This window comes from Collinsella sp. i06-0019-1H4, from assembly GCF_042849575.1.
Taxonomy (GTDB): Bacteria; Actinomycetota; Coriobacteriia; order Coriobacteriales; family Coriobacteriaceae; genus Collinsella.
Genome location: NZ_BAABYB010000001.1, coordinates 2,155,822 through 2,179,972, shown reverse-complemented (window position 1 = coordinate 2,179,972; position 24,151 = coordinate 2,155,822). Strand labels below are relative to the sequence as shown.

Annotated in this window: 22 protein-coding genes and 1 pseudogene; 19 read left to right on the top strand and 4 right to left on the bottom strand. The window is 62.2% G+C overall.

Annotated features, from left to right (window positions below; all coding sequences use genetic code 11):
- Positions 1-112 precede the first annotated feature (112 nt).
- The 7 genes from ACGHEN_RS09655 (at position 113) to nhaA (ending at position 7,695) form a co-directional block, all read left to right on the top strand.
- Positions 113-1,513: a glycoside hydrolase family 1 protein gene (locus ACGHEN_RS09655; protein WP_390399059.1), complete on the top strand. Its 1,401-nt coding sequence runs from the start codon at positions 113-115 to the stop codon at positions 1,511-1,513.
- 120 nt (positions 1,514-1,633) lie between these two features.
- On the top strand, positions 1,634-2,986 hold the full coding sequence (locus tag ACGHEN_RS09650) for a PTS sugar transporter subunit IIC (RefSeq protein ID WP_390399057.1): 1,353 nt from the start codon (positions 1,634-1,636) through the stop codon (positions 2,984-2,986).
- A 153-nt stretch (positions 2,987-3,139) separates the two neighbouring features.
- Positions 3,140-3,442 (top strand): PTS sugar transporter subunit IIB, encoded by a 303-nt coding sequence (locus ACGHEN_RS09645; RefSeq protein ID WP_390399055.1) that lies wholly within the window; start codon positions 3,140-3,142, stop codon positions 3,440-3,442.
- 9 nt (positions 3,443-3,451) lie between these two features.
- Positions 3,452-3,784 (top strand): PTS lactose/cellobiose transporter subunit IIA, encoded by a 333-nt coding sequence (locus tag ACGHEN_RS09640; RefSeq protein ID WP_199576444.1) that lies wholly within the window; start codon positions 3,452-3,454, stop codon positions 3,782-3,784.
- A gap of 241 nt (positions 3,785-4,025) precedes the next feature.
- On the top strand, positions 4,026-4,979 hold the full coding sequence (locus tag ACGHEN_RS09635; protein WP_233540726.1) for an ROK family protein: 954 nt from the start codon (positions 4,026-4,028) through the stop codon (positions 4,977-4,979).
- Positions 4,980-5,145: 166 nt separating this feature from the next.
- Positions 5,146-6,069, top strand: coding sequence for a manganese-dependent inorganic pyrophosphatase (locus ACGHEN_RS09630; protein WP_118226883.1), 924 nt, complete (start codon positions 5,146-5,148; stop codon positions 6,067-6,069).
- A gap of 267 nt (positions 6,070-6,336) precedes the next feature.
- Positions 6,337-7,695 carry a Na+/H+ antiporter NhaA gene (gene nhaA, locus ACGHEN_RS09625; RefSeq protein ID WP_390399052.1) on the top strand — a complete coding sequence of 453 codons (1,359 nt, stop codon included), beginning with the start codon at positions 6,337-6,339 and terminating at the stop codon, positions 7,693-7,695.
- A 375-nt stretch (positions 7,696-8,070) separates the two neighbouring features.
- On the opposite strand, the gene ACGHEN_RS09620 is transcribed toward nhaA, so the two are convergent.
- Entirely contained in the window at positions 8,071-8,325 is a 255-nt protein-coding gene (locus ACGHEN_RS09620) for a hypothetical protein (RefSeq protein WP_022093864.1), read from the bottom strand.
- 149 nt (positions 8,326-8,474) lie between these two features.
- On the opposite strand from ACGHEN_RS09620, the gene ACGHEN_RS09615 reads away from it, so the two are divergent.
- The 7 genes from ACGHEN_RS09615 to ACGHEN_RS09585 all read left to right on the top strand — a co-directional run bounded on the left by ACGHEN_RS09615 (position 8,475) and on the right by ACGHEN_RS09585 (position 15,428).
- Complete coding sequence (locus ACGHEN_RS09615) at positions 8,475-9,779, top strand: aminotransferase class I/II-fold pyridoxal phosphate-dependent enzyme (protein ID WP_390399049.1); 1,305 nt, start codon at positions 8,475-8,477, stop codon at positions 9,777-9,779.
- 51 nt (positions 9,780-9,830) lie between these two features.
- Positions 9,831-10,145 carry an STAS domain-containing protein gene (locus ACGHEN_RS09610; RefSeq protein WP_390399046.1) on the top strand — a complete coding sequence of 105 codons (315 nt, stop codon included), beginning with the start codon at positions 9,831-9,833 and terminating at the stop codon, positions 10,143-10,145.
- 153 nt (positions 10,146-10,298) lie between these two features.
- The gene (locus ACGHEN_RS09605; RefSeq protein ID WP_270224990.1) at positions 10,299-10,886 is read left to right on the top strand and encodes a twin-arginine translocase TatA/TatE family subunit; all 588 of its coding nucleotides are present in this window, start codon (positions 10,299-10,301) and stop codon (positions 10,884-10,886) included.
- A complete protein-coding gene (gene tatC, locus ACGHEN_RS09600; protein ID WP_022093860.1) occupies positions 10,886-11,677 on the top strand; it encodes a twin-arginine translocase subunit TatC in 792 nt (263 codons plus the stop codon). The genes ACGHEN_RS09605 and tatC overlap by 1 nt, the downstream gene beginning before the upstream one ends.
- 6 nt (positions 11,678-11,683) lie before the next feature.
- Positions 11,684-12,040, top strand: coding sequence for a hydrogenase maturation nickel metallochaperone HypA (gene hypA, locus ACGHEN_RS09595; RefSeq protein ID WP_117565013.1), 357 nt, complete (start codon positions 11,684-11,686; stop codon positions 12,038-12,040).
- 55 nt (positions 12,041-12,095) lie between these two features.
- Positions 12,096-12,779: a hydrogenase nickel incorporation protein HypB gene (gene hypB, locus ACGHEN_RS09590; RefSeq protein ID WP_390399042.1), complete on the top strand. Its 684-nt coding sequence runs from the start codon at positions 12,096-12,098 to the stop codon at positions 12,777-12,779.
- Positions 12,780-12,833: 54 nt separating this feature from the next.
- Positions 12,834-15,428 (top strand): DNA topoisomerase I, encoded by a 2,595-nt coding sequence (locus tag ACGHEN_RS09585; protein WP_390399040.1) that lies wholly within the window; start codon positions 12,834-12,836, stop codon positions 15,426-15,428.
- Between the two features lie 163 nt (positions 15,429-15,591).
- Here ACGHEN_RS09585 and ACGHEN_RS09580 read toward each other — a convergent pair whose 3' ends face one another.
- The 3 genes and pseudogenes from ACGHEN_RS09580 to ACGHEN_RS09570 all read right to left on the bottom strand — a co-directional run.
- Complete coding sequence (locus ACGHEN_RS09580; protein WP_390399038.1) at positions 15,592-16,575, bottom strand: zinc-ribbon domain-containing protein; 984 nt, start codon at positions 16,573-16,575, stop codon at positions 15,592-15,594.
- Positions 16,576-16,977: 402 nt separating this feature from the next.
- A complete protein-coding gene (locus tag ACGHEN_RS09575; protein ID WP_390399035.1) occupies positions 16,978-17,520 on the bottom strand; it encodes a transposase in 543 nt (180 codons plus the stop codon).
- Between the two features lie 92 nt (positions 17,521-17,612).
- Positions 17,613-17,891 (bottom strand): annotated as a pseudogene (locus tag ACGHEN_RS09570) (IS110 family transposase); the annotation flags it as partial.
- A 363-nt stretch (positions 17,892-18,254) separates the two neighbouring features.
- Between ACGHEN_RS09570 and tmk the strand changes: the two are divergent.
- The 5 genes from tmk to ACGHEN_RS09545 all read left to right on the top strand — a co-directional run bounded on the left by tmk (position 18,255) and on the right by ACGHEN_RS09545 (position 23,918).
- The gene (gene tmk / locus ACGHEN_RS09565) at positions 18,255-18,938 is read left to right on the top strand and encodes a dTMP kinase (RefSeq protein ID WP_161115023.1); all 684 of its coding nucleotides are present in this window, start codon (positions 18,255-18,257) and stop codon (positions 18,936-18,938) included.
- Between the two features lies 1 nt (position 18,939).
- The gene (locus ACGHEN_RS09560) at positions 18,940-20,067 is read left to right on the top strand and encodes an ATP-binding protein (protein WP_390399032.1); all 1,128 of its coding nucleotides are present in this window, start codon (positions 18,940-18,942) and stop codon (positions 20,065-20,067) included.
- Positions 20,058-21,752, top strand: a complete 1,695-nt coding sequence (locus ACGHEN_RS09555; RefSeq protein ID WP_390399031.1) for a stage 0 sporulation family protein — start codon at positions 20,058-20,060, stop codon at positions 21,750-21,752. Before ACGHEN_RS09560 ends, ACGHEN_RS09555 begins: the two co-directional genes overlap by 10 nt.
- A 101-nt stretch (positions 21,753-21,853) precedes the next feature.
- Positions 21,854-22,660: a ComF family protein gene (locus tag ACGHEN_RS09550; protein ID WP_390399028.1), complete on the top strand. Its 807-nt coding sequence runs from the start codon at positions 21,854-21,856 to the stop codon at positions 22,658-22,660.
- Positions 22,661-22,757: 97 nt separating this feature from the next.
- Positions 22,758-23,918, top strand: coding sequence for a hypothetical protein (locus ACGHEN_RS09545; protein WP_390399026.1), 1,161 nt, complete (start codon positions 22,758-22,760; stop codon positions 23,916-23,918).
- Positions 23,919-24,151 lie beyond the last annotated feature (233 nt).

Below are 24,151 nucleotides of genomic sequence, written 5' to 3'. Positions count from 1 at the left end.
TTTGTTTTGGCGGGCTGGATACCCAGATAACCGGTGCGCGCCCGCGCCGGATAACCTGCCAAGGCAAACCCGTCTCCAACCGGAAGCTCTAGAACACGAAAGTGAGGACTTGATGGCACAGTATCAGCTGCCCCGTGACTTCTTCTTTGGCGCCGCTATGTCCGGCCCGCAGACTGAGGGCCAGTGGAACCAGGGCGGCAAGCTCGAGAACCTGTGGGACACCTGGTCCATCCAGGATCTGGGTTCGTTCTACAACCGCGTTGGCTCTTATGCCGGCAATGACTTTATGGCTAAGTACCAGGAGGACCTTCGCATTATGAAGGACTTGGGCCTGGATACCTATCGCACTTCCATCCAGTGGAGTCGTCTGCTCGATGCCGACGGCAACCTTAATGAGGAGGGTGCCGCGTGGTACCACGAGCTGTTCCGTGCCTCTCGCGAGGCCGGCTTGGAGCCGTTCGTCAACCTGTACCACTTTGACATGCCCACCTACCTCTTTGACCGCGGCGGTTGGGAGAGCCGTGAGGTCGTCGAGGCTTACGCTCATTACGCCGAGGTTGCCTTCCGCGAATTTGGCCAGGAGATCAAGTACTGGTTTACCTTTAACGAGCCTATCGTCGAGCCCGAGCAGCGCTATCAGGAGGGCGTGTGGTTCCCGCGGCTCCACGACTATAGCCGCGCTCGCACCGTTCAGTATCACATCTCGCTGGCGCACGCGCTGGCCGTGGCCAACTACCGTCGCGCCTATGACGAGGGTGCCGTTCGCGCCGACGCCAAGATCGGCATGATCAACTGCTTTACCCCGGTCTACACCAAGGAGAACCCCAGCGAGGCGGACCTCGAGGCCGTGCGTATGACCAGCGGTGTCAACAATCGCTGGTGGCTCGATCTTATTACCAAGGGCGAGCTTCCCGCCGACGTGCTCGACAGCCTGGCCGAGGGCGGCGTTAGGCTCCCGTTCCGTGCCGGCGACCAAGAGATTCTCAAGCAGGGCGTTGTCGACTGGCTTGGTTGCAACTACTACCACCCCACGCGCGTCCAGGCTCCGGCGAGCAAGATCGACCAGTATGGCCTGCCGCACTTTGCCGACGAGTACGTGTGGCCCGACGCCGTTATGAACGAGAGCCGCGGCTGGGAGATCTACCCGCAGGGTCTCTACGACTTTGGCATGGACTGCGCCAAGAATTACCCTGATCTTGAGTGGTTCGTATCCGAGAACGGCATCGGCATCATGGACGAATACAAGAACCGTGATGCCGAGGGGACCATCCAGGACGACTACCGCGTCGACTTTGTGCGCCAGCACCTGGAGTGGGTCGCCAAGGCAATCGCCGAGGGCGCCAAATGCCGCGGATACCATTATTGGGCCGTCATCGATAACTGGTCTTGGGCCAATGCCTTTAAAAACCGTTACGGCTTTGTCGAGGTCGACCTTATGGACGGCTACAAGCGCCGCCTTAAGAAGTCGGCAGCTTGGCTCAAGCAGGTTGCAACGACCCACGTGGTTGACTAGCGACCAAGCAAGCGCCCAAACCGCGCGCCGCCGCGCGCAACACATGGCACATCTGGTGGCAGAGGGCGACAGACCACCGTGCGCATAGGAAAAGGCCGGATTTGAAAGTTAGGAGCAATCATGGCCAGTGACAACGGAAAGAGCTTCCTCGACAAGTTTGCCGAGGTCTCTGCGAAGGTGGGAAACCAGGTTCACTTGCGTTCCCTGCGCGATGCCTTCGCAACCATCACGCCGCTCTATATCCTTGCGGGTATCGCGGTTCTTATTAACAACGTCGTGTTCCCTCTGTTCCCGCTCGATGCGGCGGGCCTTGCCAACCTTCAGACCTGGGGCTCGGCAATTACGCTGGGCACCCTCAACGTCTCTGCCATCATCTTGGCTGGACTGATTGGCTACAGCCTCGCTAAGAACGAGCGCTTCGATAACCCGCTCGCTTGCGTGGTCGTCGCCATCTCCGCTTTCGTCATCATGATGCCGCAGCAGATCACCGCCACGCTTGCCGCCACGAGTCCGCTGCTCACCGACAAGATTACCTCTGCCGAGGTCACGGGCGCCCTTTCGACTGCCAACACCGGTACCAACGGTCTGTTCGCGGCCATTATCATCGCCCTGCTCTCCGTTACGCTCTTCATTAAGATTTCCGGCGTCGAGAAGCTCAAGGTCAAGCTGGGCGAGGGTGTGCCTCCCGCGGTCTCCAACTCCTTTAACGTCATGATCCCGATGCTGCTCAACCTCTCGATCTTCGCCATTGCCGCGGCTCTGCTCGCCGTGTTTGCCGGCACCGATCTGTGCACCATCATCTCCACGTGCATTTCCAACCCGCTCAAGAGCATCATGAACGCCGGTCCGTGGGCTGTTATCCTCATCTACACTCTTGCGAACCTGCTGTTCTGCGTCGGTATTCACCAGTCCACCATCTCTGGCGCTACCGTCGAGCCGATCCTGACCATGCTCATCGTCGACAACATGGCTACCTTTGCCGCCGGCGGCACCATCCAACCCGATCACTACATGAACATGCAGATCGTCAACAGCTTCGCCCTCATCGGCGGCTCGGGCTGCACCCTCATGCTCCTGCTCGATACCTTCCTGTTCTCCAAGAACAAGGCTTCCAAGACCGTTGCCAAGATGGCTATCATTCCTGGCCTGTTTAACATTAACGAGCCGGTCATCTACGGTTACCCCGTCGTGTACAACCTGCCGCTCATGATTCCGTTCGTGCTTCTTCCCGACCTGTTCATCGGCATCACCTATGGCCTGACCTGCGCGGGCATCATTAGCCCCTGCATCGCCCAGGTGCCTTGGACCATGCCTCCCGTCATTAACGCCCTGCTTGCCACGGGCTTTGACTGGCGCGCCGGCGTATGGCAGGCCCTCGAGCTTGTCATCGGCATGGTTGTCTACCTGCCCTTTATGAGGATCTCCGAGAAGGCCATCGCCAAGCAGGAGGCCCTTGCCGAGCAGAACGCCTAAACGGTTCGTTTTCCCTTTCATTGTTGCGGGCGCCGGTACGCGGTGCCGGTGCTCGCGGCTCTCCCTGCGTAAAGACGCAGGGGGTGGGTACAGTAGCCGCAAGGAATAAAACCAGTTGTCGTCTGCGCGCCGCGCAGTTATAAGGAGGAAACCATGAAGAAGATCATGCTTTGCTGCAATGCCGGCATGTCCACGAGCCTGCTGGTCCAGAAGATGCAGGCCGAGGTTGCAAGCCGTGGTCTGGATATTGAGGTCGAGGCTCGTCCCATGAACGAGGCCCACGATCACCTGGACGAGTGCGACATGTTGCTGCTTGGTCCGCAGATCGGCTACACCAAGGGCGATTTTGAGAAGGAGGCCGCCGGTCGTTTTCCGGTCGAGGTCATCAACATGGTCGACTACGGCCGCATGAACGCTGCCGGCATCATCGACCACTGCGTCAGCGTGATGGGCTAGGTGCTCCGCATGGAGGATATGAACGAACTGCAGATGACCTGCTTCGAGATCATCAGCTACGTCGGTACCGCCAAGAGCATGTACATCAATGCCGTGCAAAAGGCCAAGGAGGGCGATTTTGACGCCGCCGAGGAGCTTATCAAGCAGGGCGACGAGGCCTATAACGGTGGCCACGATGTTCACATGGGGCTTCTGAAGAAGGAGGCCAACGGCGAGCGTAACGGCGAGGCCCCGTTGATTCTGCTGCATGCCGAGGACCAGATGGCCGGTACCGAGACCATGCGCGTCATGGCGACGGAGCTCATCGAGATTCACAAGCAGCTGCAGGTACTTCAGGCCTAGTCGGCGTTATCGCCGCGACGGACCGTGCGGTCCAACAGACAACATAGTCCCTTTGACGGGCGCCGGGAGCCTCCGCCTCCCGGCGCCTTTATTTTTGGGGATGGTCTTGCGCGGCCTGTTGGGCAGCCAATTGCGTTACCCCAGATAAAACCTGCCAAAACAAACCTGTCCCTTTTTGGTAGGTTTTTGCCTTGAGAGCGGTACCATACAGGCAATGTTTAAACGAGAAAGGTGGGCTCCCATGGAACCTAAGCAGTACTACATCGGCATCGACGTCGGCGGCACTTCGGTTAAGGAGGGCCTGTTCGACGAGGACGGCAACCTGCTTGCCAAGGCCAGCGTGCCCACGCCTCCTATCGTTGACGCCGCGGGCTTTGCCGCGGTGACCGAGGCTATCGACCAGGTGGTCGCCAAGGCACAGATTCCGCGTGCCTTTGTGGCGGGCATTGGCCTGGCCGTTCCGTGTCCCATCCCGGCGTCGGGCGATGCCAAGGTCAAGGCCAACATTGCCATTAACCTGCCCGAGCTGAGGGTCGCCATTCAGAAGCACTGCCCCGATGCGGTCGTTAAGTATGAGAACGATGCCAACGCCGCTGCCATGGGCGAGGCCTGGCTCGGTTCTGCCAAGGGCGTGCAGAACGTGGTGATGGTCACCATCGGTACCGGCGTGGGCGGCGGCGTTATCGTTAACGGCGACGTGGTATCGGGCGTTGTGGGCGCCGGCGGCGAGATTGGCCACATGTGCCTGAACCCGGCCGAGGAGCGCACCTGCGGCTGTGGCGGCCATGGCCATCTGGAGCAGTATTCCAGCGCCACCGGCGTGGTGAGCAACTACCTTGCCGAGTGCAAGAAGGCGGGCGTCGAGCCCATTGAGCTCACCGGCCCCTCCGATTCCAAGGACGTGTTCCAGGCCTGCCGCGAGGGCGACAAGCTCGCGCTGGCCGCAGCCGACACCATGGCCGACTACCTTGGCCGCGCCCTGGCGCTTATCGCCAACGTGGTCGACCCCGAGATGTTCCTGATCGGTGGCGGCGCGTCCGCTTCGGCCGATGTTTATCTCGACAAGGTTCGCGAGCACTTTAAGCAGTACGCGCTCTCTGCCTCGCGCGAGACGCCCATTAAGGTCGCTTCGCTCGGAAACGACGCCGGCATCATCGGTGCCGCCTACGTAGCCCTGCGCGCCGCCGGTAAATAGCTGGTGCAAGGGGGTCAGGTTACTTTGCACCAACACGGTGCAAAAGGGACAGTCTTGGCCCCCATGCCTGCCCCAAAATATGCCGTGACCCTTCCGTCTGCGAAGGCTCGGCATCGGCGTGCTACCATAGCTACGTCCAAGTACACATATCAAGTGGAGGATATCCATGGCAAACGTTCTTGTCTTTGGTCACCAGAACCCCGATAACGACGCCATCATGAGCGCCGTCGTCCTGTCCCAGCTGCTCAACCAGGTTGAGTATGCCGGCAACACCTACGAGGCCTGCGCCCTTGGTCAGCTTCCGGCCGAGTCCGCCAAGCTGCTCGCCGACGCCGGCATCGCCGAGCCCCGCGTGATCGAGTCCGTCGAGGCCGGTCAGCTCGTCGTCCTCACCGACCACAACGAGTCTGCCCAGTCCGTCGCCGGCCTTAAGGACGCCACGGTCTTTGGCGTTGTCGATCATCACCGCATCGGCGACTTCGAGACCGCCGGCCCGCTGCACTACATCTGCCTGCCCTGGGGCTCCAGCTGCACCATCGTCACCAAGCTCGCCGGCGTGCTCGGCGTTGAGCTTTCCGACGTCCAGGCTAAGCTGCTGCTCTCGGCCATGATGACCGACACGCTCATGCTCAAGAGCCCCACCACCACCGATGTCGACCGCGCCGTCGCCGCCAAGCTCGGCGAGCAGGTGGGCGTCGACCCGGTCAAGTTTGGCATGGAGGTCTTCCTCACCCGTCCGTCCGGCTCCTTTACCGCTGCCGAGATGGTCGGCAACGACATCAAGATGTTCGAGCCCGCCGGCAAGAAGCTGCTCATCGGCCAGTACGAGACTGTCGACAAGACCCGCGCACTCGGCATGATCGACGAGATTCGCGAGGCCATGCGCGCCTACGCTGCCGAGAAGGGCGCTGACGGCATTGTCCTGTGCATCACCGACATCATGGAGGAGGGCTCGCAGGTCCTGCTCGAGGGCGAGACCGAGGCCGCTCAGAAGGGCCTGGGCATTGCCGACGAGCACGACGGCGTCTGGATGCCGGGCGTCCTCTCCCGTAAGAAGCAGGTCGCTGCCCCCATCATGGCCGCCTGCTAGGTTTAGTTCACTAAACGCCACGACCGGATCGCGGACGCCCCGCGCTCCGGTCGTTTTTTGTGCATGGTGCCGCGTCGTCTCTTGGACAGGCGTGCCCGTGCCGTTGGGCAAATAATGTTCAACCTGTGGTTCCGCTTTTCGGCCACGCCTGCGTGCTTGTCGTGCAGGGTAGGCTAGATGCAAGCGTAATACGTTAGAGCGCGGCGCCGCCACTTGGGCGGGCCGTGCTTTTTTAAGACGGGAGCCTTCCCGTGAAAGGAGCCGCCCATGGCAGCACCCGAGCAGCTGTTCAACGTCCGTGAGCGCAAGCGTTTTGAGCGTCACGACATCTGGGAGCGCATCGCCGAGAACGGCACGATTTCCGCCGCCGTCATGGTCTTCGCCGCCATCGCCGCCGTCATTTGCGCCAATACCGATGCCTACGAGGCCATCCATCACTTTTTGGAGACCCCGCTGTATGTGGGTCTGGGCAACCTTACGGCCGGTCTCACCGTTGAGCTTTTCGTCAACGACTTTCTCATGGCGATTTTCTTTTTGTTGGTGGGTATTGAGCTTAAGTACGAGATGACGGTCGGCGAGCTCAAGAATCCGCGTCAGGCCATGCTTCCCATGCTGGCGGCCGTGGGTGGCGTCGTCGTTCCCGCCTGCATCTACCTGATCTTTAACCATGCCGGCGCCCGCAACGGTTGGGCCATCCCCATGGCAACCGATATTGCCTTTGCGCTGGGCGTGCTGTCGCTTTTGGGCAACCGCGTGCCCAACGGCGTGCGCGTGTTCTTCTCGACGCTCGCCATCGCCGATGACCTCATCTCCATCGCCGCCATCGCCATCTTCTACGGTCAGAGCCCCAATCCGTTTTGGTTGGGTGCCGCCGCGCTGGTGACCTGCGCGCTCGTGTGGCTCAACAAGACGCAGCATTACCGCCTCGCCCCGTATTCGGTACTGGGCCTGCTGTTGTGGTTCTGCATGTTCAAGAGCGGTGTACATGCCACGCTCGCCGGCGTCATCCTGGCCTTTACCATTCCGGCCAAGTGCGGCGTCAAGCTCGATAGCCTCACCGATTGGTTGGGCGAGTGCCTGCCGCTGCTCGATGACCGCTACGACGACGAGGCGCACATCTTGGGCCAGCATGACTTTACCGTCTCGACCACCAGGGTCGAGCGCGTCATGCACCGCGTGACCCCGCCGCTCATCCGCATGGAGCGTCTGATCTCCACGCCGGTCAACTTTGTGATTCTGCCGATCTTTGCGTTCGTGAACGCACAGGTTCGCCTAGTGGGCGTGGACATGAGCACGCTGCTCACCGACCCGGTGACGCTCGGCGTGTACTTTGGCATGCTGCTGGGCAAGCCGATCGGCATCTTTGGCATGACGTTTGCCCTGGTTAAGTTTAGGGTCTGCGAGCTGCCGCATAACGTTAACTGGCACATGATTGCCGGTGTGGGCATTCTGGGCGGCATCGGCTTTACGATGTCGATCCTCATCAGCGGCCTCGCTTTCCCGACGGCCGAGTTTGAGGTTCTTGCCGCCAAGGCTGCCATTCTTGCCGGTTCGGTCACCGCGGCCGTGCTCGGCATGATCTACATGAGTGTGGTCTGCAAGCACCCCGCGCCCAAGAACGAGTAAAAGCTCGAAAAAAGACACCAGAACCGGTTTGGATGCGTTCGAAACTCGGATCCGAGCGCTACTGGCCCCCTGCCAGATACCCCCCCCGTGGTCAAAAAACGCCGTTTGTGAGTACTGTCACAAACGGCGTATCATTTTAGGTGCGGAAAATAATGAACAAATTTATAAGAACTGTACGTTAATGAGTGACCATCGACTTCCAATTTGGCGCTAGCTGACGGTGATTAGGGAGTTTCAAGTCGAGTTTTGCCGATTTCGACCAAGAAACGCTGCTACTAAAAAGGTGACAGTACTCATATTTGCCCTTTTTTGGCCACAAGCCCTAAAACAAGCCTCGCCAGGGTCGGGAAACGGGCCAAATGCCGGCCTCGAGGCTTATTCCACGGTGCCGTAGACGGCGCCCCAGCCGTGGGCGGCCAAGGCGGAGTTGAGCTGGTCGCAAAGCGATTGGCGGTCGTAGTAGCCGGGCGGTAGCAGGTTGACGATTTCCATGAGGTCGGGCGCCAGGTCCAAGATCTCGGCCTGTACGATCAGATCTAGGCGGTCGATGGCGTGGCGATCGTAAAACAGTCCGTCGACCAGGCGCTGCAGGTCGCCGAATTCCTCGGCCTGGAACGATCCGTACTCCATAGTGCCTCCTTGGGCGCCCCACGCCGGCATGCGCGGCGATTCGTAATTTATTGCGATGTACTTAATCTATCACGGCTTCATAACGTTGCGGCGGTGGCGGTCTATACTTAGACGAACTGCAACGTCCCGCTTCGCGAAAGGTCGCACCCATGCAGACGATCTACCAGAAGATGGAAACCACCGAACTCGATGCCGCTATCGAGGCACTCAAAGCCGAGGTCGCCGAGGTCAAGGCCAAGGGCCTGGCGCTCGACATGGCCCGCGGCAAGCCGTCGCCCTCCCAGGTGGACATCTCTCGACCCATGCTCGATATCCTCAACGCCGACGCCGATCTGCACGATGGCAACGTCGACTGCTCCAACTACGGCTGCTTTGAGGGTATTCCCTCGGCACGCAAGTTGGCAGGGGAGTTCCTGGGCTGTCCCGCCGAGCAGACGCTCGTACTGGGTTCGTCGAGCCTGCTGATTGAGCACGACATCGCCGGCATGTTCTGGCGCTGTGGCTCGTGCGGCAGCGAGCCCTGGGAGGCTTACGAGGCCGCGCACGACGGCAAGAAGGTCAAGTTCCTGTGCCCCGTTCCCGGCTACGATCGCCACTTTGGCATCACCGCCGACTTGGGCATCGAGAACGTCCCCGTCGCGATGACCGACAACGGCCCCGACATGGACGAGATCGAGCGCCTCGTTGCCGCCGACGACTCCATTAAGGGCATCTGGTGCGTGCCCAAGTATTCCAACCCCACGGGCATCACCTTTAGCGAGGACACTGTGCGCCGCCTGGTCGAGATGCCCACGGCCGCGCCCGATTTCCGCATCTTCTGGGACAACGCTTACTGCGTGCACGATCTGTACGACGAGACCGACGAGCTCGCCAACATCTTCGATCTTGCCCGCGCGGCGGGCACCGAGGACCGCGTGGTGGCCTTTGCCTCGACGTCCAAGATCACCTTCCCGGGCGCCGGCATCGGCTTTATCGGTGCGAGCCCCGCGGTCATCGCCGAGTTCTCCAAGCGCCTGAAGGCCGGCCTCATCAGCGCCGACAAGCTCAACCAGCTGCGTCACGTGCGCTTCCTTCCTACCATCGAGGCGGTCAAGGAGCACATGAAAAAGCATGCTGAGTTCCTGCGTCCGCGCTTTGAGGCCGTCGAGCGCAAGCTCACCGAGGGCTTGGGCGACGCGGGCTGCGCCACCTGGACGCACCCCCGCGGCGGCTACTTTGTGAGCTTCGATGGCCCCGAGGGCTCGGCCCAGAAGGTCGCCGCGCTTTGCGCCGACCTGGGCGTCAAGCTCACGCCGGCCGGTGCTACCTGGCCCTATGGCAAGGACCCGCGCGACACCAACATCCGCATCGCGCCGAGCTATCCCACGGTCGAGGACCTGGAGGCCGCGCTCGATGTGCTGGTGCTGGCCGTTAAGCTCGTCGCTGCCGAGCTTGCGCGTGCCGAGCGCGCCTAACGCGCGGCTTCCCGTACTATCCGCACTTTCGATACGTAAAGGAGCATATACATGGATTTGGGTATTTCCACCAACCCCTCGCCAGAGCTCTACACCATTAAGGTAACCGGCGAGATCGATATCTCTAACGCCGATAGCCTGCGCAATGCCATCGACCTGGCGCTCGAGCAGCCCACTGAGGCCGTTGAGCTCGATTTTGCCCAGGTGAGCTACATCGACTCGACGGGCATTGGCGTGCTCGTGGGCGCCGCGCACCACGCGGTCGACCACGGCAAGCGCTTTAGCTGCACCAATGTGCAGCCCCCGGTGATGCGCGTGGTTCAGCTGTTGGGTGTCGACCAGGAGATTTCGATCACCGCTGCATAATCTTTGCCCCCAAAAGGGCATGCCGTTTGGCATATGTTTGTGATGCGCTCGGACGTTTTGGCGTCCGGGCGCTATACTTGACCGAATGAATAGACGAGTTCCGGCCGAATGGCGCGGTGCGGGCTCGACTCACATCGAGCCTTGGAGGTATGTGTGTTTGGTATTGGAGAGGGTGAGCTCGCGATCATCGTGGTCTTCGGCTTTTTGCTGTTTGGCCCGGATAAGCTCCCGCAGATGGGCCGCACAATCGGCCGTGCCATCCGTCAGTTCCGCGAGACGCAGGAAAAGATGACGGCCGTTGTTCAGTCCGAGATTATCGATCCGGTGAGCGAGGCCGCGTCGGCCCCGGTCAAGCCCAAGAAGGCTGCCGTCGATGACGATTCCGATGCGGACGAGGGTGCCGTCGAGACGGCTGCGCCCGCAAAGAAGGAGACTTTTGCCGAGCGCCGTGCCCGCCTTGCCGCCGAGAAGGCTGCGAGCGAGGGTGCCACCGAGGGCGAAGGCGCTGCTGATGAGGCCGAGAGCGCCGAGTCCGCCAAGGCCGAGCCTGCCGCTGCCGTCGCCGAGCCCGAGCCTGCTGCAGAGCCGGAGCCCGAGCCCGAGCCGGCAGAGCCCACGACGGCTGACCTCTACGCCCGTCGTCCCCGTAAGCGCAAGGCTGTCGTCGACCAGCTCGCTCGCGAGCTCGAGGCCGAGGACGACGCCGCTGCCGCCGACGCCCCGAAGGGAGGCGATGAGTAATGCCTATCGGACCTGCGCGTATGCCGCTCTTCGATCACCTGGGAGAGCTCCGTCGCCGCCTGACCATCGTGGTCGTGTCGGTGTTCGCCGCCGCTATCGTGCTGTATTTCGCCACGCCTGTGGTGCTCGACATCCTGGAAGATCCCATCCGCTCCTTTGTGCCGGACGGTAAGTTCTACATCACTACCACGCTCGGCGGCTTTGGCTTGCGCTTCTCGCTGGCCATCAAGATGGCCGTGGTCATGTGCACGCCCATGATCATCTGGCAGATTCTGGCGTTCTTCCTGCCGGCGCTTCGCCCCAACGAGCGCAAGTGGGTCGTGCCCACGGTGCTCGCCTCGACGGTGCTGTTCTTCCTGGGTGCCATCTTCTGCTACTTCATCATCATTCCTGCGGGCTTTGAGTGGCTCATCGGCGAGACCTCGGCCGTCGCTACGGCACTGCCCGATCTGGAGAACTACGTCAACATGGAGCTGCTCTTTATGATCGGCTTTGGCGTGGCGTTTGAGCTGCCGCTCATCATCTTCTATCTGTCCGTCTTCCACATCGTGTCCTACGCTGCTTTCCGCGGTGCCTGGCGTTATGTATACGTTGGCCTGCTCGTGGGTTCGGCTGTGATCACGCCCGACGGCTCGCCCGTTACGCTGGGTCTCATGTATGGCGCCCTGCTCTCGCTCTACGAGATTTCGCTCGCCATCGCCCGTGTGGTCATTACCGCGCGCGAGGGCAAGGAGGGCTTGTTTGTGAGCCGTCTGGACCTGTTCTCGGACGACGAGGACGACGAGGAGTAAAACGGTATGCACGAAGTTGGCATTGTCAACGGCATACTCGATACAGTGATTCGCGCGGCGCGTGGGGCGGGGGCCTCGCGCGCCGTTTTGGTGACGCTGCGTATCGGGGATATGACCGAGGTCGTGCGCGAGGCGCTCGACTTTGCCTGGGAGACGTTTCGCGACGAGGACCCGCTCACGCGCGGCTGCGAGCTTGCTGTGGAGGAAGTCCATCCACAAAGCGAGTGCCTGGACTGCGGCGAGGTCTTTGAGCACGACCGCTTCCATTGCCGCTGTCCCCAGTGTGGCGGCGCCAACGTGCGTCTGCTGCACGGCCGCGAGCTCGACATCGCCAGTATCGAAATCGAAACCCCCGACGATTAACCCGCCAGCCACCTGGGGACAGGGTACAAAGGGGCTAAAGTAAGGAGCGCTAAGTATGGCCGAGAAAACGATTGATATCGCGTCGCCGATCCTGTCGCGCAACGAGCGCCTGGCAGATCAGCTGCGTCAGCGATTTAATGAGACAGGCACCTATGTGATCAACGTCTTGTCGAGCCCCGGTTCGGGCAAGACCACCACGATCCTGGGCACCAACGAGCGCCTGCGCGACAAGGCCGGCCTGCGCTGTGCCGTCATCGAGGGCGATATCGCCTCGGATGTCGACGCCATCACCATGAAGGAAGCCGGCATGCCCGCCATCCAGATCAACACGGGCGGCCTGTGCCACCTCGAGGGTAACATGATCATGGAGGCCGTTGACGCGTTCGACCAGGCGGTGGGCCTTCAAAACATCGACGTCATCTTTATCGAAAACGTGGGCAACCTGGTCTGCCCGGTCGACTTTGACCTGGGCGAGAACCTGTCCATCATGATCCTCTCGGTGCCCGAGGGCGACGACAAGCCCATCAAGTACCCGGGCATCTTCCAGCACGCCGGCGCACAGCTGCTCAACAAGGTCGACGTGGCCCCGGCTTTCGATTTTGACATGGATGGGTATACTAAGACACTCGATGACCTCAATCCGCAGGCGCCGCGGTTTGCCGTGAGCGCGCGCAAGGGCGAGGGCATGGATGCCTGGTGCGATTGGCTCATCGGGCAGATCGAGCAAGCAAGGGCGTAAATCGGCCGCCATACGGGCGGGCGTAGCCGCAGAGACACGAGATAGGAGCCTCTTTTGAAGCTCATCATCGCCGAGAAAAACGACGCCGCGCGTCAGATCGCCGAGCGTCTGTCCACGGGTAAGCCCAAAAAGGACAAGGTGTACAACACCGCCATCTACCGCTTTGAGTGGAAGGGCGAGGAGTGCGTGACGATCGGCCTTGCCGGTCACATCCTTGCGCCTGATTTTTGCGACAGCGTGCTGTTCGATAAAAAGCTGGGCTGGTATTCGGTCACCGAGGACGGCGAGATACTGCCGGCCGACATGCCCGATGGCCTGGCGCGTCCGCCTTACGACACCAAGCGTAAGCCGTTCCTTGCCGATGGCATCTCCATTAAGGGCTGGAAGCTCGAGAGTCTGCCTTACCTCACCTGGGCGCCCGTCATTAAGTTGCCGGCTGAGAAAGAGCTCATTCGCTCGCTTAAGAACCTCGCCAAAAAGTCCGACAGCGTCATCATTGCCACGGACTTCGATCGCGAGGGCGAGCTGATCGGTTCGGACGCCCTCAACAAGGTGCGCGAGGTGGCGCCCGACTTGCCGGTCGCCCGCGCCCAGTATTCTTCGTTTACCAAGGCCGAGATCACGCAGGCCTTCGATAACCTTGTCTCGCTCGACCAGAACCTGGCCGACGCCGGCGAGAGCCGTCAGCACATCGACCTCATTTGGGGTGCGGTGCTGACGCGCTACCTGACGCTCGCCAAGTTTGGCGGCTTTGGTAACGTGCGCTCCGCCGGCCGCGTGCAGACGCCGACGCTTGCCCTGGTGGTCGAGCGCGAGCGCGAGCGCATGGCGTTTGTGCCCGAGGACTATTGGCAGATTCGCGGCATGGGTGCCGCGCAGGGCGCTGCCGAGGACGATCGCTTTAAGATCGCGCACAAGACGGCGCGCTTTACCGACAAGGATGCTGCTGAGACGGCGTACGGCCATGTTGACGGCGTCGCGACGGCAACCGTCGCCGCGGTGACCAAGCGCTCGCGCAAGCAGCAGCCGCCCACGCCGTTTGCGACCACCTCGCTGCAGGCTGCCGCCGCGGCCGAGGGCATCTCGCCTGCGCGTACCATGCGCATCGCTGAGTCCCTCTACATGGCCGGTCTCATCAGCTACCCGCGTGTCGACAATACCGTGTACCCCGCGACGCTCGATCTGGGCGCCGTGGTGAGCGACCTGGCAAAGATCAACCCGGCGCTGGCGCCCGTATGCAAAAAGGTGCTTGCCGGCCCCATGAAGCCTACGCGCGGCAAAGTCGAGACCACCGACCACCCGCCTATCTATCCCACGGGCGAGGGCGATCCGTCCACGCTCGACGGCGGCCAGCGCAAGCTCTACGACCTCATCGCCCGCCGCTTCCTGGCGACGCTCATGGGTCCCGCGACCATCGAGAACACCAAGCTCGAGCTCGATGTGAACGGCGAGCCGTTCGTGGCTTCGGGCGATGTGCTCGTGACCCCGGGCTTCCGCGAGGCGTACCCGTACGGCCTTAAGCGCGACGAGCAGATGCCGCCGCTGGAGCAGGGCGACACGGTCGACGTGTTCGACATTAAGCTCGAGGCCAAGCAGACCGAGCCGCCCGCGCGCTACAGCCAGGGCAAGCTCGTGCAGGAGATGGAGAAGCGCGGCCTGGGTACTAAGTCCACGCGCGCGAGCATCATCGAGCGCCTGTATGCCGTGCGCTACCTCAAAAATGATCCCGTGGAGCCGAGCCAGCTGGGTATCGCCATTATCGATGCGCTGTCGCAGTTTGCCCCGCGCATCACGAGCCCCGACATGACCAGCGAGCTCGACGGTGACATGACCCGCGTGGAGCGCGGTGAGGACACCGAAGAGCATGTCGTGACGCACTCGCGCGCGCTGCTGGCCGGCGTGCTCGACGAGCTGCTCAAGCATACGCAGGAGCTGGGCGACGCTATCAGCGACGCCGTCACGGCCGATGCGCGCGTGGGCGCCTGCCCCAAGTGCGGCAAGGACCTGGTTATGAAGACGAGCGCCAAGACCCGTGGCAGCTTTATCGGCTGCATGGGCTGGCCCGACTGCGACGTGACTTATCCGGTGCCGAGCGGCGTCAAGGTAAGCCCGCTCGAGGGCGAGGCGGCCGTGTGCCCCGAGTGCGGCGCGCCGCGCATTAAGTGCCAGCCGTTCCGCCAGAAGGCCTTCGAGATTTGCGTGAACCCCACATGCCCCACCAACTACGAGCCCGACCTTAAGGTGGGCGAGTGCAAGGTGTGTGCCGAGGCCGGACGCCATGGCGATCTGATTGCACACAAGAGCGAGAAGAGCGGCAAGCGCTTTATCCGCTGCACCAACTATGACGATTGCGGCGTGAGCTATCCGCTGCCGGCGCGTGGCAAGCTCGAGGCGACGGGCGAGACCTGTCCCGAGTGCGGCGCCCCCATCGTGGTGGTCAACACGGCGCGCGGTCCGTGGCGTATCTGCGTCAACATGGACTGCCCGACCAAGGAGAAGAAGCCCGCCCGCGGCCGCAAGACTGCGACCAAGGCGAGCACGGCGAAGAAAACCACGGCAGCAAAGAAGACTTCGACCGCCAAGAAGTCGACTGCCAAGAAGGCTGCCGCCAAGAAGACGACTACCAAAAAGACCGCTGCCGGCAAGTAACCGAGCACATATCCGAGCACATATAGACACGGCGGGGCCGGGCGCGCAAATGCAAATGCGCGCCCGGCCCCACTTCTAAGTTGCGGTGAAATAGGGACTGTTTTTGCTGGCAAAAGGCCTAACTAATCTCTATTTCACCGCAAGTTTTGATCAGTTGTTGGGATTAGTTCACCTCGACGGGCTTGGCGCCGGGATAACGGTCCTCAAAGTCTAGGCGGTACTTATTGTCATTGGTGCCCGCCACGTTGTCGCGTGACAGCGGCGCCACGATCTCATTCTTGTGGTCCGCGGGCTTTGCGTACTTCAGGCTGATCTCCCAGGCATCGCAGATCGCGTCAATGCGGTGGTCCAGGTCGTCATACAGGGCAACGATGTCTTTCCAGGAGCTGTAGTTCTTGGAGCTCGTCGGGACGTCCAGGTCCTCGACGATGTCGTAATACTGCTCGATGGTGTCCTCCGTGCGCTCGGCGACGTCGGCGAGATTTTGACGGGCGGTGCGATCTTCTTCCAGATAGCTGCCATTGAAGGCCTGCGCGCAGGCGCGGACCTGGCTATCGAGATCTTCGAGCAGATCGTAGTATTCGCTCAGGCGACGGTAGAGGTTCTGCTCGGAGAGGGTTGCTTCGCCGTCGTCCTCGTCGTCCTCGTCGTCATCATCGTAGAGGCTATTGGGGTCGTCGAGAGGCTTGAGGTCATCATCGTCAACATCATGGTGCAGCTTAGTAATCTCGGCAGTCGTTTGCGTGGCGGCGTTGTCGAAAGGCTTGATCACAAAAAAGATGACCAAGGCGATGATAATTGCCACGAGCACAACGATAACGGCGATAAGCGCCTTGGTGCTGCTCTTTTTGGCGGCGGGGGCCTGTGGTGAATCAGGCGCGTACGTAGATGCCGGTTGCTGTTGGGGCGGGGTGTCCGCGACGGGTATGCGCTGCGTCGTTTCGACCGCTGCGGGGCTGGCGGCGGGGTCGGGGCGATAGGCGAGGGAGTCGTCCGGCTTAGCTTGCGGCGTATCGAGGAAGCCGGTCTGCTCAAACGCGGGTTGGCCATTGCTTGCGGTTGTCTGCTCAACGGGTGCACCGCATGAGGTGCAGAACTTGGCATCATCTGCAAGAAGTTTGCCGCACGAGGCGCAATACCGAGACATTGCCACTCCTTTCGCCACATTTCAAATCAATACGACGATTATACCCAGCGCTCAAAAAAGTCGGCAGTTAGGGACGTTCCTTTTAATATGAGCAGGACATTGTCAAGAGGCAAAATCGGGCCTGGCCCCAACGATATGGGGTCAGGCCCTCTCCCTATATCAACCCGTCCGCGGCGACCTCGGCGTGTCTTACCGACGCTCGTCTTTGCAGTTTAATATCCGCCCGTGGCGATCTCTCGCTGGGCAATCCGTTGCTACGGCTGAGGCTTCTACGTCGAACCGACAGTCTGTGCACGCGTGTGGCGCCCTGGGCGCTCGCAGAAAAGGGACCTGAGGTTCGCCTCAACGGCTTCGGATCGAACCGCTTCCGGGGTGACTGGCTTATGTGCGGGGGGCCGCCCCCTACGCCTCCTCGGCCATGAGGCCGACCGCCCACACCCAGCAGGCGAGCTCGCGCGCCGTGGCGACGTTCGCTTTGTTGTTGTGGACCCCGCGCGCGAGCAGGGCCCCGCGCCTCTCGACCAGCCTCCGCACGCCCTTGGCGGCATGCCTCCGGGCGCCCCGGTCCGGGGCCTGGCCCTTGGCGAGGTCCTTCGGCCGCCCCGAGCACGTCAGGTAGTGCCACGCGGCCTCGACCAGCGTCTTCCTCAGGTGCTTGTTGCCGGCCTTGGTGATCGCGCCCCTTCGGTCGCTCTCCCCGCTGGAGTGCTCGGAGGGCGTCAGGCCGACCCACGCCGCGAACGAGCGGGCGTTTCTGAACCTCGAGAACTCGCCGGCCTCGAACACGAGGTCGGCGGCAGACGCGGTGTCGACGCCCTTGAGGCAGCGCAGGGAGTCGACCCTCCTCCTCCACCTGGGCTTGCGGGCCTCGGCCTCGACGAGCCCCTCGAGCCTCGACTTCTCCTCCGCCGCCCGCCTGACCGCGTCGACGTAGTAGGCGAGCACGTCGTTGTCGGCCCCACCGCGAACCTAATCGACTCGATCCAGGACCAGTGCGCCCTGGTCAGGTCGCGGGCGGCCTCGCACTCGTCGTCGGGGACCCACACCTCGACCACGTTGCCGACCGACAGCATGCGGGCGAGGAACTCGGCGTCGTTGCGGTCGTTCTTCCTGCGCCTGTCCGCGCTGGGCTTGATCATCTTCGAGACGGCGCCGACCACGCAGTCGACACCCAGGCCGGAGAGCCTCTTCTGGAGGTCGAACCCCGTGACCCCGGACTCGTACACGCACCTGGCCTTGGGGTCCACGGACCGGACCCACTCCGCGACGGCCGCGGCGTCGTAGCCGAAGGTCGCGCAGCGCACCTCCCCGGTCATGACGTCGAGGGAGACGGCCTTTATCGAGCGGGCGTGGACGTCGAGGCCGACGAAGGTGGTAGTATCGAGCATGGGAGCCCCTTCCATGAATGCGGCGTGGCCGCCACGGCTGGATTAGACACTCACCATTGTCGGCCTAATCCGCGGTCTTTCATGCCGGGGGCTCCCAATGTTTTTATGTCCTGCTCATATCGTCTCTGCCGGCAGTTGGGGACAGTCCCTAGCTGTCGCCTAGTCATTTAAGAGCGTCCCCAATGACTACCCAATGACTAGGCCCGATTTGGGACGCACCGAGCACTGGGGTATCATGGCTTGGTTGATATATATCTGCATTTACGCGCCTTGTAGGAAGGGGCTGCGCCCATGGCTTTTGAGCCCGCTCAACATAGCTTCATTACGCTCGAGGGTGTCGATGGCGCCGGTAAATCTACGCAGGCGCGCCTGCTTGCCCGTGCGCTCGAGCTCGCTGGCTACCAGGTTGTGAGCCTGCGCGAGCCGGGCGGTACCGCCATCAGCGAAAAGATCCGTGCTCTGCTGCTCGACCCTGCCAATACGGCGATGGGCGACACCTGCGAGTTGCTGCTCTACGAGGCGGCACGCGCTCAGTTGGTGCACGAGGTCATCGCGCCCGCCCTTGCTGCCGGCAAGGTGGTCCTGTGCGATCGCTTCTACGATTCCACGACCTGCTACCAGGCGTTTGCCGATGGCCTCGATCGTCAGATGGTGCGCGATGCCAACAACCTGGCCGTCGCGGGTACGCACCCGGCGCTCACGCTCGTCTATCACATCACGCCCGAGCAGGCGGCGCTGCGCATGGCAGCCCGTGGCGCGGCAGATCGCATGGAGGCTAAGGGCATGGCCTTCCAAGAGCGTGTCTACCAGGGTTTTTGCGCAATTGCCGCCGAGGAGCCAAACCGCGTAAAGCTCATCGACGCGACCGCGTCCATCGAGGACGTATTCGCACAGACGGTCGAGCAGGTTCGCGCCTACGGCCTCGACATTTCCCAGGATGCCGTCACCGCCGCGCTTGCCCAGGAGGCCGAGTAACATGGCCCCCGCTCAGGCAAGCCTGCTGGCCAAGCTTGACACCCAACAGCGCGTGCGCGACTTTTTGACCAATGCCGTCGCCAGCGGTCGCGCATCGCACGCCTACCTGTTTTTGGGCGCGCCCGGCGCGGGCAAGCTCGACGCCGCGTGGGCGCTCGCCCAAGCCTTCCTGTGCGAGCAGGATGGCTGCGGCTCATGCGATAGCTGCGTGCGCGTCGCCCGCCATACGCACCCCGACGTGCACTATTACACGCCCGAGAGCGCCACAGGCTACCTCATTGCCCAGACCCGCGAGCTGCTCGATGACGTGCCGCTGGCGCCCATCCGTGCCAAGGCCAAGGTCTACATCATCGATCGTGCCGAGCAACTGCGCGCTAACACCGCCAACGCGCTGCTCAAGACACTCGAGGAGCCGCCCGAGGGCGTTATGTTCATCTTGTTGGGCACCTCGGCAGACGTGATGTTGCCCACCATCGTGAGCCGCTGTCAGTGCGTGCCGTTTCGGCTGGTGTCGCCCACCGTGGCCGCGCAGGCCGTGAGCCGCGCGACGGGTCAGGATCTCGCGCGTTGCCGCATGGCGGTCGCCGTGGCGGGAAGCCCCACACGCGGCATCGAGTTCCTTAAGAGTGCCGAGCGCCAGGATGCTCGCCGCCAAATGGTCCGCGCCATCGATTCGCTCATCGCTGCCGACGAGGCTGATGTGCTCAGCCGCGCCAAGTCGCTCATCGTCGCCGTTAAGGCGCCGCTCGCCGAGGTCAAGTCCACACAGGAAAAGGTGCTCGAGCAAAACGCCGACTACCTGTCGCGTGGAGCATTGAAGCAGCTTGAGGACCGCAACAAGCGCGAACTCAACGCGCGCGAGCGTTCGGGTATCATGGAAGCGCTGGCGAGCGCGCGGACGCTCATGCGCGACGTGCTGCTGACACTTCAGGACGAGGCGGCCGACGTCGTGAACGAAGACGTGCGCGACACGATCGGGCGGCTTGCCGCCGCGACGAATGTTGCGGGTGCCACCCGGGCGCTCGAGGCGGTCGCGACCGCCGAGCGCAACATCGCCAGAAACGTTACTCCCCAGCTGGCCATCGAGGTCATGCTGTTCGATATCAGGAAGGCACTGAAATGCCGTTAGTCGTACCCGTTAAGTTTACCTACGCCTCGCGCGACCTGTGGTTTGATCCGCAGGATCTGGATATCCTCGAGGCCGATTATGCCATTTGCTCCACCGAGCGCGGAACCGAGATCGGCCTGGTCACGGCCGATCCCTTCGAGGTGCCGCAAGATGAGATCGGCCAGCCGCTCAAGCCCGTGCTGCGCGTGGCGAGCGACATCGACCTGCAGCTTGCCGACGACCTGGCCATCCAGGGCGACGAGGCCATGGTCGATTTCCGTCGTCTGGTCAAAGAGCTCGACCTCGAGATGAAGCCGGTCGGCGTCGAGTACCTGTTTGGCGGCGAGAAGGCTGTGTTCTACTTCGCGGCCGAGGAGCGCGTCGATTTCCGTCAGCTCGTCAAGGACCTGTCCTCGACGCTGCACATTCGCGTCGACATGCGCCAGATCGGCGTGCGCGACGAGACCCGCCTGGTGGGCGGCTATGCCCAGTGCGGCCAGGAGCTCTGCTGCACGCGCTTTGGCGGACAGTTTGAGCCGGTTTCGATCCGCATGGCAAAGGAGCAGGACCTGCCGCTCAACTCGTCCAAGATTAGTGGCGTCTGCGGCCGCCTGATGTGCTGCCTGCGCTACGAGTTCGAGGCGTACAAGGACTTTAAGAGCCGCGCGCCCAAAAAGAAGACGCTCATCGATACGCCGCTTGGCAAGGCGCGTATCCAGGAATATGACACGCCGCGTGAGCAGCTGGTGCTGCGCCTGGAGAACGGCAAGGTCTTTAAGGTCAACCTGGCCGATATGACGTGCTCGGAGGGCTGCAAAAAGAAGGCCGCCGAGCAGGGCTGCAACTGCCGCCCCGACTGCGTGACGCGCGACGTGCTCGAGCGCATCGAGTCGCCCGAGATGCGCCTGGCGCTCATGGAGCTCGATCGCGAGAACGGCGTCGACGTGGGCGATGGCCTGTCGAGTGCCGACCGTCTGGCCGGTACGTCGATGCCCAAGCGCCGTCGCCGCGATGCCGAATCCGATGCTCGCTCCGGTCAGGGTCAGGGCGAGGGTCGTGGCCGCGGAAAGGGCCGTGGCAAGGCCGAGGCGCTCGAGGCCGAGGGGGCGGCCGATGGCCGTCGCCGCCGCAAGCGCACGGCGTCCGTCGACAATGGCGAGACCGCGGGCAAGAACGCTTCCCGCGAGCGCGAGGCTCACCAGCCCCAGCAGCAAAACCGCGGCGGTGGCATGAACCCCACGCGCCGTCGCCGCCGTCACCTGTCGAGCGAGGAGCGCGAGGACGCCTTCCGCGCCGCAGCCGCTCGCGAAGCCGGTGCCGCTCCCAAGGGCGCCTCGGCTTCCGACGCGCCTGCCGACAAGGGCGGCAAGCCGCGTGGCGAGGAGGAGCGCGTGCCGCGTCCGCGCCGTCGCCATTCCTCGGGCACGCAGCAGAAGCCCTCGGTTCCTTCCGTGGCCGATCAGGTTTCGGACGGTGAAGTCAAGGTCACGCGCCGTCGCCCTGGAGACGGCGGAGGAGCTGCCGCCAAGGCTTCGCGCGGCGGTACTCGCGACGAGCGCGAACCGCGTGAGGATCGCGGTGGCGAGGGCTCGACCGACCAGGGTCAAAAGCGTCGCCGTCGCCGTCGCTCCCGCAAGCCGCGCCAGGACGGTGGTGAAGGCTCGACTCACACCTCGTCCGCACCGCAACCGCCTGCCGGCGAATAACGTCCGTAAGCGGATGTGACTCGCCTGACCCTAGCACCTCTGGGTATCATGGCTCTACACCGACAACCCTCCCTTCGCCTTCGCGTAGGGAGGGTTGTGTCATGAAGAGGCATTTGAATGTGTTGAGTCGCTTGCAGGGTGCAGGCACCCTACCGTTTGCGGACGAATTGCTACCGCTTGCCGAGCGCGCGACGTACGAGGCACTTGAGGCGTTGTCGCCCACGCGATGCGCCGGCTGCGAGCGTTCCGGTGCGTTGATCTGCCAGGATTGTCTGGCATCGCTCGTGCTCATCGATCCGTGCCATAGCTGCATCCGATGTGGCGCCCCGTTTGGGGATTTACTGTGCACCGAGTGTTCGGTCGAGGGCACGTCTTCGGCAATGGCCGAGGCGCTCGATCGCTGCCTGGCGTGTGCCGTCTACGCACATCCGCTGCCGCGCATCATCAAGGCGTACAAGGATGCGGGCGAGCGCCGCCTGGCACCGTATCTGGCGGAGCTACTCTACGACACCGTCTTACATGCCCAGGTGGCAGCCCCCGATCGCTACGGCGGTGTGCTGTCCGGCGCCGACGCGGTGGTATTTGTGCCCGCGACTGCGGCAGCGTTTCGGCGGCGTGGATTCGACCATATGGAAGCAATCGCGCGCTCGTTTTGCGATCTTTCGGGTGTGTCGTTGCTGGACGCCCTGGTCAAATACGGTCACGGTGACCAGCGAGAGCTCGGTCGCGATGAGCGCCGGGAACATGCCCGGGGCATGTACGAGACGGTCGAAGATGTGCACGGCTGTCGTTTGCTGCTCATCGACGATGTCATTACCACGGGTGCGACCATGGCGGCGGCCTCGGCAGAGCTCAAGCGTGCCGGCGCCGCGGCAGTCGATGGCCTCGCTATCGTACGCGTCTGGTAGGGGTGGTTTTGTGGCAGTGAAGATAGCGCGGCGTGACGAGCCGACAAGCGAGCAACTGGCTTCCTCCGTAATCCTGACCGGCACCTCGGCGCTGCGCATGATGCGCGCCGAGCGCCGACAAATGGGTTACATCAGCTGGAGGGACCTCGATCCCGATGAAGAGCGCCGTGTGCTGCACGCATCGTCGCCCTCGGCCGAGGACATCTATCTTCCCGATTTGGTGAGGATCGGGGCCGTGAGCGGCGAGGTCCAAGAAGACCTGTGTCTACTGGTGGGGTCTGCAAAGCAGCGTCGCCGCATGCCTGGTGCAAGCTGGTCCGTTTGTTCTGCAGGACTGCCGGTTGGTTCGATTCTGGAGGTGGAGCCGGGGGTGTACAGCTTGTCTCCCGAGGCCCTCTGCGTAGCCGTTGCGCGCGAAGTCGGCTGTATCCAGGCATTTGCCCTGGCCCAGGAGCTGTGCTCCAAGATTTCGCTGAGCGATCGCGGGCAGTATTTGCCTCCCTACAGCTCGCCTACCGTGAACAGGCTTGCAAAGGATAAGGACCAGCCGTCAGATGTGGGCTACTTTGAGGTAGAGCCAGTGCTGACGCCCGATCGCCTGGCAGATTACCTTGCGGCATGCAAGGGGAGCGCGGCCAAGCAGCTGCGGCGGCTGTGCCCCTTTCTGTCGGAAAACCTGCGCTCACCCATGGAATGCATCATGCTTGCCATGTTTTCGCTTCCGTTTTCCTATGGCGGATTTGCCTGCGGTCCCTTTAAGACCGACCACAAGATCGAGTTCAACGACCGAGCGCAGGCGATCTCGGGGATGCCGTATGCGGTTTGCGATGCCCATCAGGAAGCAGCCCGGTTTGACCTGGAATACAACGGTGAGCTGGGCCATTCCTCCCGGAGGGGACGTATCCATGATGAAAAACGCAACACGGGCTTGATTACTATGGGAATCGAGGTCGCGACGGTCAACAACGAAATGCTCTGCGACATGGAAGCGATGGAAGCGCTCGCATGGCGCATCCACCAACGTATGGGTAAGCGAGATATCGCAACCGTGTTGACGCTTGCAGAAAGAAACAAGAGGCGCTATTTAACACGCTGCGGGCGTGTTTTGGGCTTAAACCCGCCTAGCAATGCTCTGAAACAGGGGGTTGAATACATGCTCTGGCCAAAATATAGCAAATATGAGTACTGCTACAAATTCGGTAACAGCAAAATCAGGGATTTTGGGACTAGAAGATGGCGTAAATCAGAAAGATATTAAACAAATGTGGAATACCCTGGCATCAATCTGACGTTATAGAGAGTGAAAACTGTTTGCAGAGCCAAAAATTCCTGCCACTAATTTGATAACAGTACTCATATTTGCTATTTTTTGGCCACGCGCCCCAAGACGAGCGCGTCGGGGCTCTCCATGGGGAGCTACGGGCTCAATCAGAACCACCCTTAAAAAGGGTGGTTTGCTCTTAGGGTATAACCCACGGGCCCCGGGCTCGC

Excerpts from the sequence above, each read along its gene's own strand:
- ACGHEN_RS09620 (WP_022093864.1), bottom strand. The coding sequence starts at position 8,325 with ATGGAGTACGGATCGTTCCAGGCCGAGGAATTCGGCGACCTGCAGCGC.
- ACGHEN_RS09630 (WP_118226883.1), top strand. The coding sequence starts at position 5,146 with ATGGCAAACGTTCTTGTCTTTGGTCACCAGAACCCCGATAACGACGCC.
- nhaA (WP_390399052.1), top strand. The coding sequence starts at position 6,337 with ATGGCAGCACCCGAGCAGCTGTTCAACGTCCGTGAGCGCAAGCGTTTT.
- tatC (WP_022093860.1), top strand. The coding sequence starts at position 10,886 with ATGCCTATCGGACCTGCGCGTATGCCGCTCTTCGATCACCTGGGAGAG.
- ACGHEN_RS09645 (WP_390399055.1), top strand. The coding sequence starts at position 3,140 with ATGAAGAAGATCATGCTTTGCTGCAATGCCGGCATGTCCACGAGCCTG.
- ACGHEN_RS09550 (WP_390399028.1), top strand. The coding sequence starts at position 21,854 with ATGAAGAGGCATTTGAATGTGTTGAGTCGCTTGCAGGGTGCAGGCACC.
- ACGHEN_RS09610 (WP_390399046.1), top strand. The coding sequence starts at position 9,831 with ATGGATTTGGGTATTTCCACCAACCCCTCGCCAGAGCTCTACACCATT.
- ACGHEN_RS09615 (WP_390399049.1), top strand. The coding sequence starts at position 8,475 with ATGCAGACGATCTACCAGAAGATGGAAACCACCGAACTCGATGCCGCT.
- ACGHEN_RS09650 (WP_390399057.1), top strand. The coding sequence starts at position 1,634 with ATGGCCAGTGACAACGGAAAGAGCTTCCTCGACAAGTTTGCCGAGGTC.
- ACGHEN_RS09555 (WP_390399031.1), top strand. The coding sequence starts at position 20,058 with ATGCCGTTAGTCGTACCCGTTAAGTTTACCTACGCCTCGCGCGACCTG.
- ACGHEN_RS09545 (WP_390399026.1), top strand. The coding sequence starts at position 22,758 with ATGATGCGCGCCGAGCGCCGACAAATGGGTTACATCAGCTGGAGGGAC.
- hypB (WP_390399042.1), top strand. The coding sequence starts at position 12,096 with ATGGCCGAGAAAACGATTGATATCGCGTCGCCGATCCTGTCGCGCAAC.
- ACGHEN_RS09635 (WP_233540726.1), top strand. The coding sequence starts at position 4,026 with ATGGAACCTAAGCAGTACTACATCGGCATCGACGTCGGCGGCACTTCG.
- ACGHEN_RS09580 (WP_390399038.1), bottom strand. The coding sequence starts at position 16,575 with ATGTCTCGGTATTGCGCCTCGTGCGGCAAACTTCTTGCAGATGATGCC.
- ACGHEN_RS09655 (WP_390399059.1), top strand. The coding sequence starts at position 113 with ATGGCACAGTATCAGCTGCCCCGTGACTTCTTCTTTGGCGCCGCTATG.
- ACGHEN_RS09640 (WP_199576444.1), top strand. The coding sequence starts at position 3,452 with ATGGAGGATATGAACGAACTGCAGATGACCTGCTTCGAGATCATCAGC.
- hypA (WP_117565013.1), top strand. The coding sequence starts at position 11,684 with ATGCACGAAGTTGGCATTGTCAACGGCATACTCGATACAGTGATTCGC.
- ACGHEN_RS09560 (WP_390399032.1), top strand. The coding sequence starts at position 18,940 with ATGGCCCCCGCTCAGGCAAGCCTGCTGGCCAAGCTTGACACCCAACAG.
- tmk (WP_161115023.1), top strand. The coding sequence starts at position 18,255 with ATGGCTTTTGAGCCCGCTCAACATAGCTTCATTACGCTCGAGGGTGTC.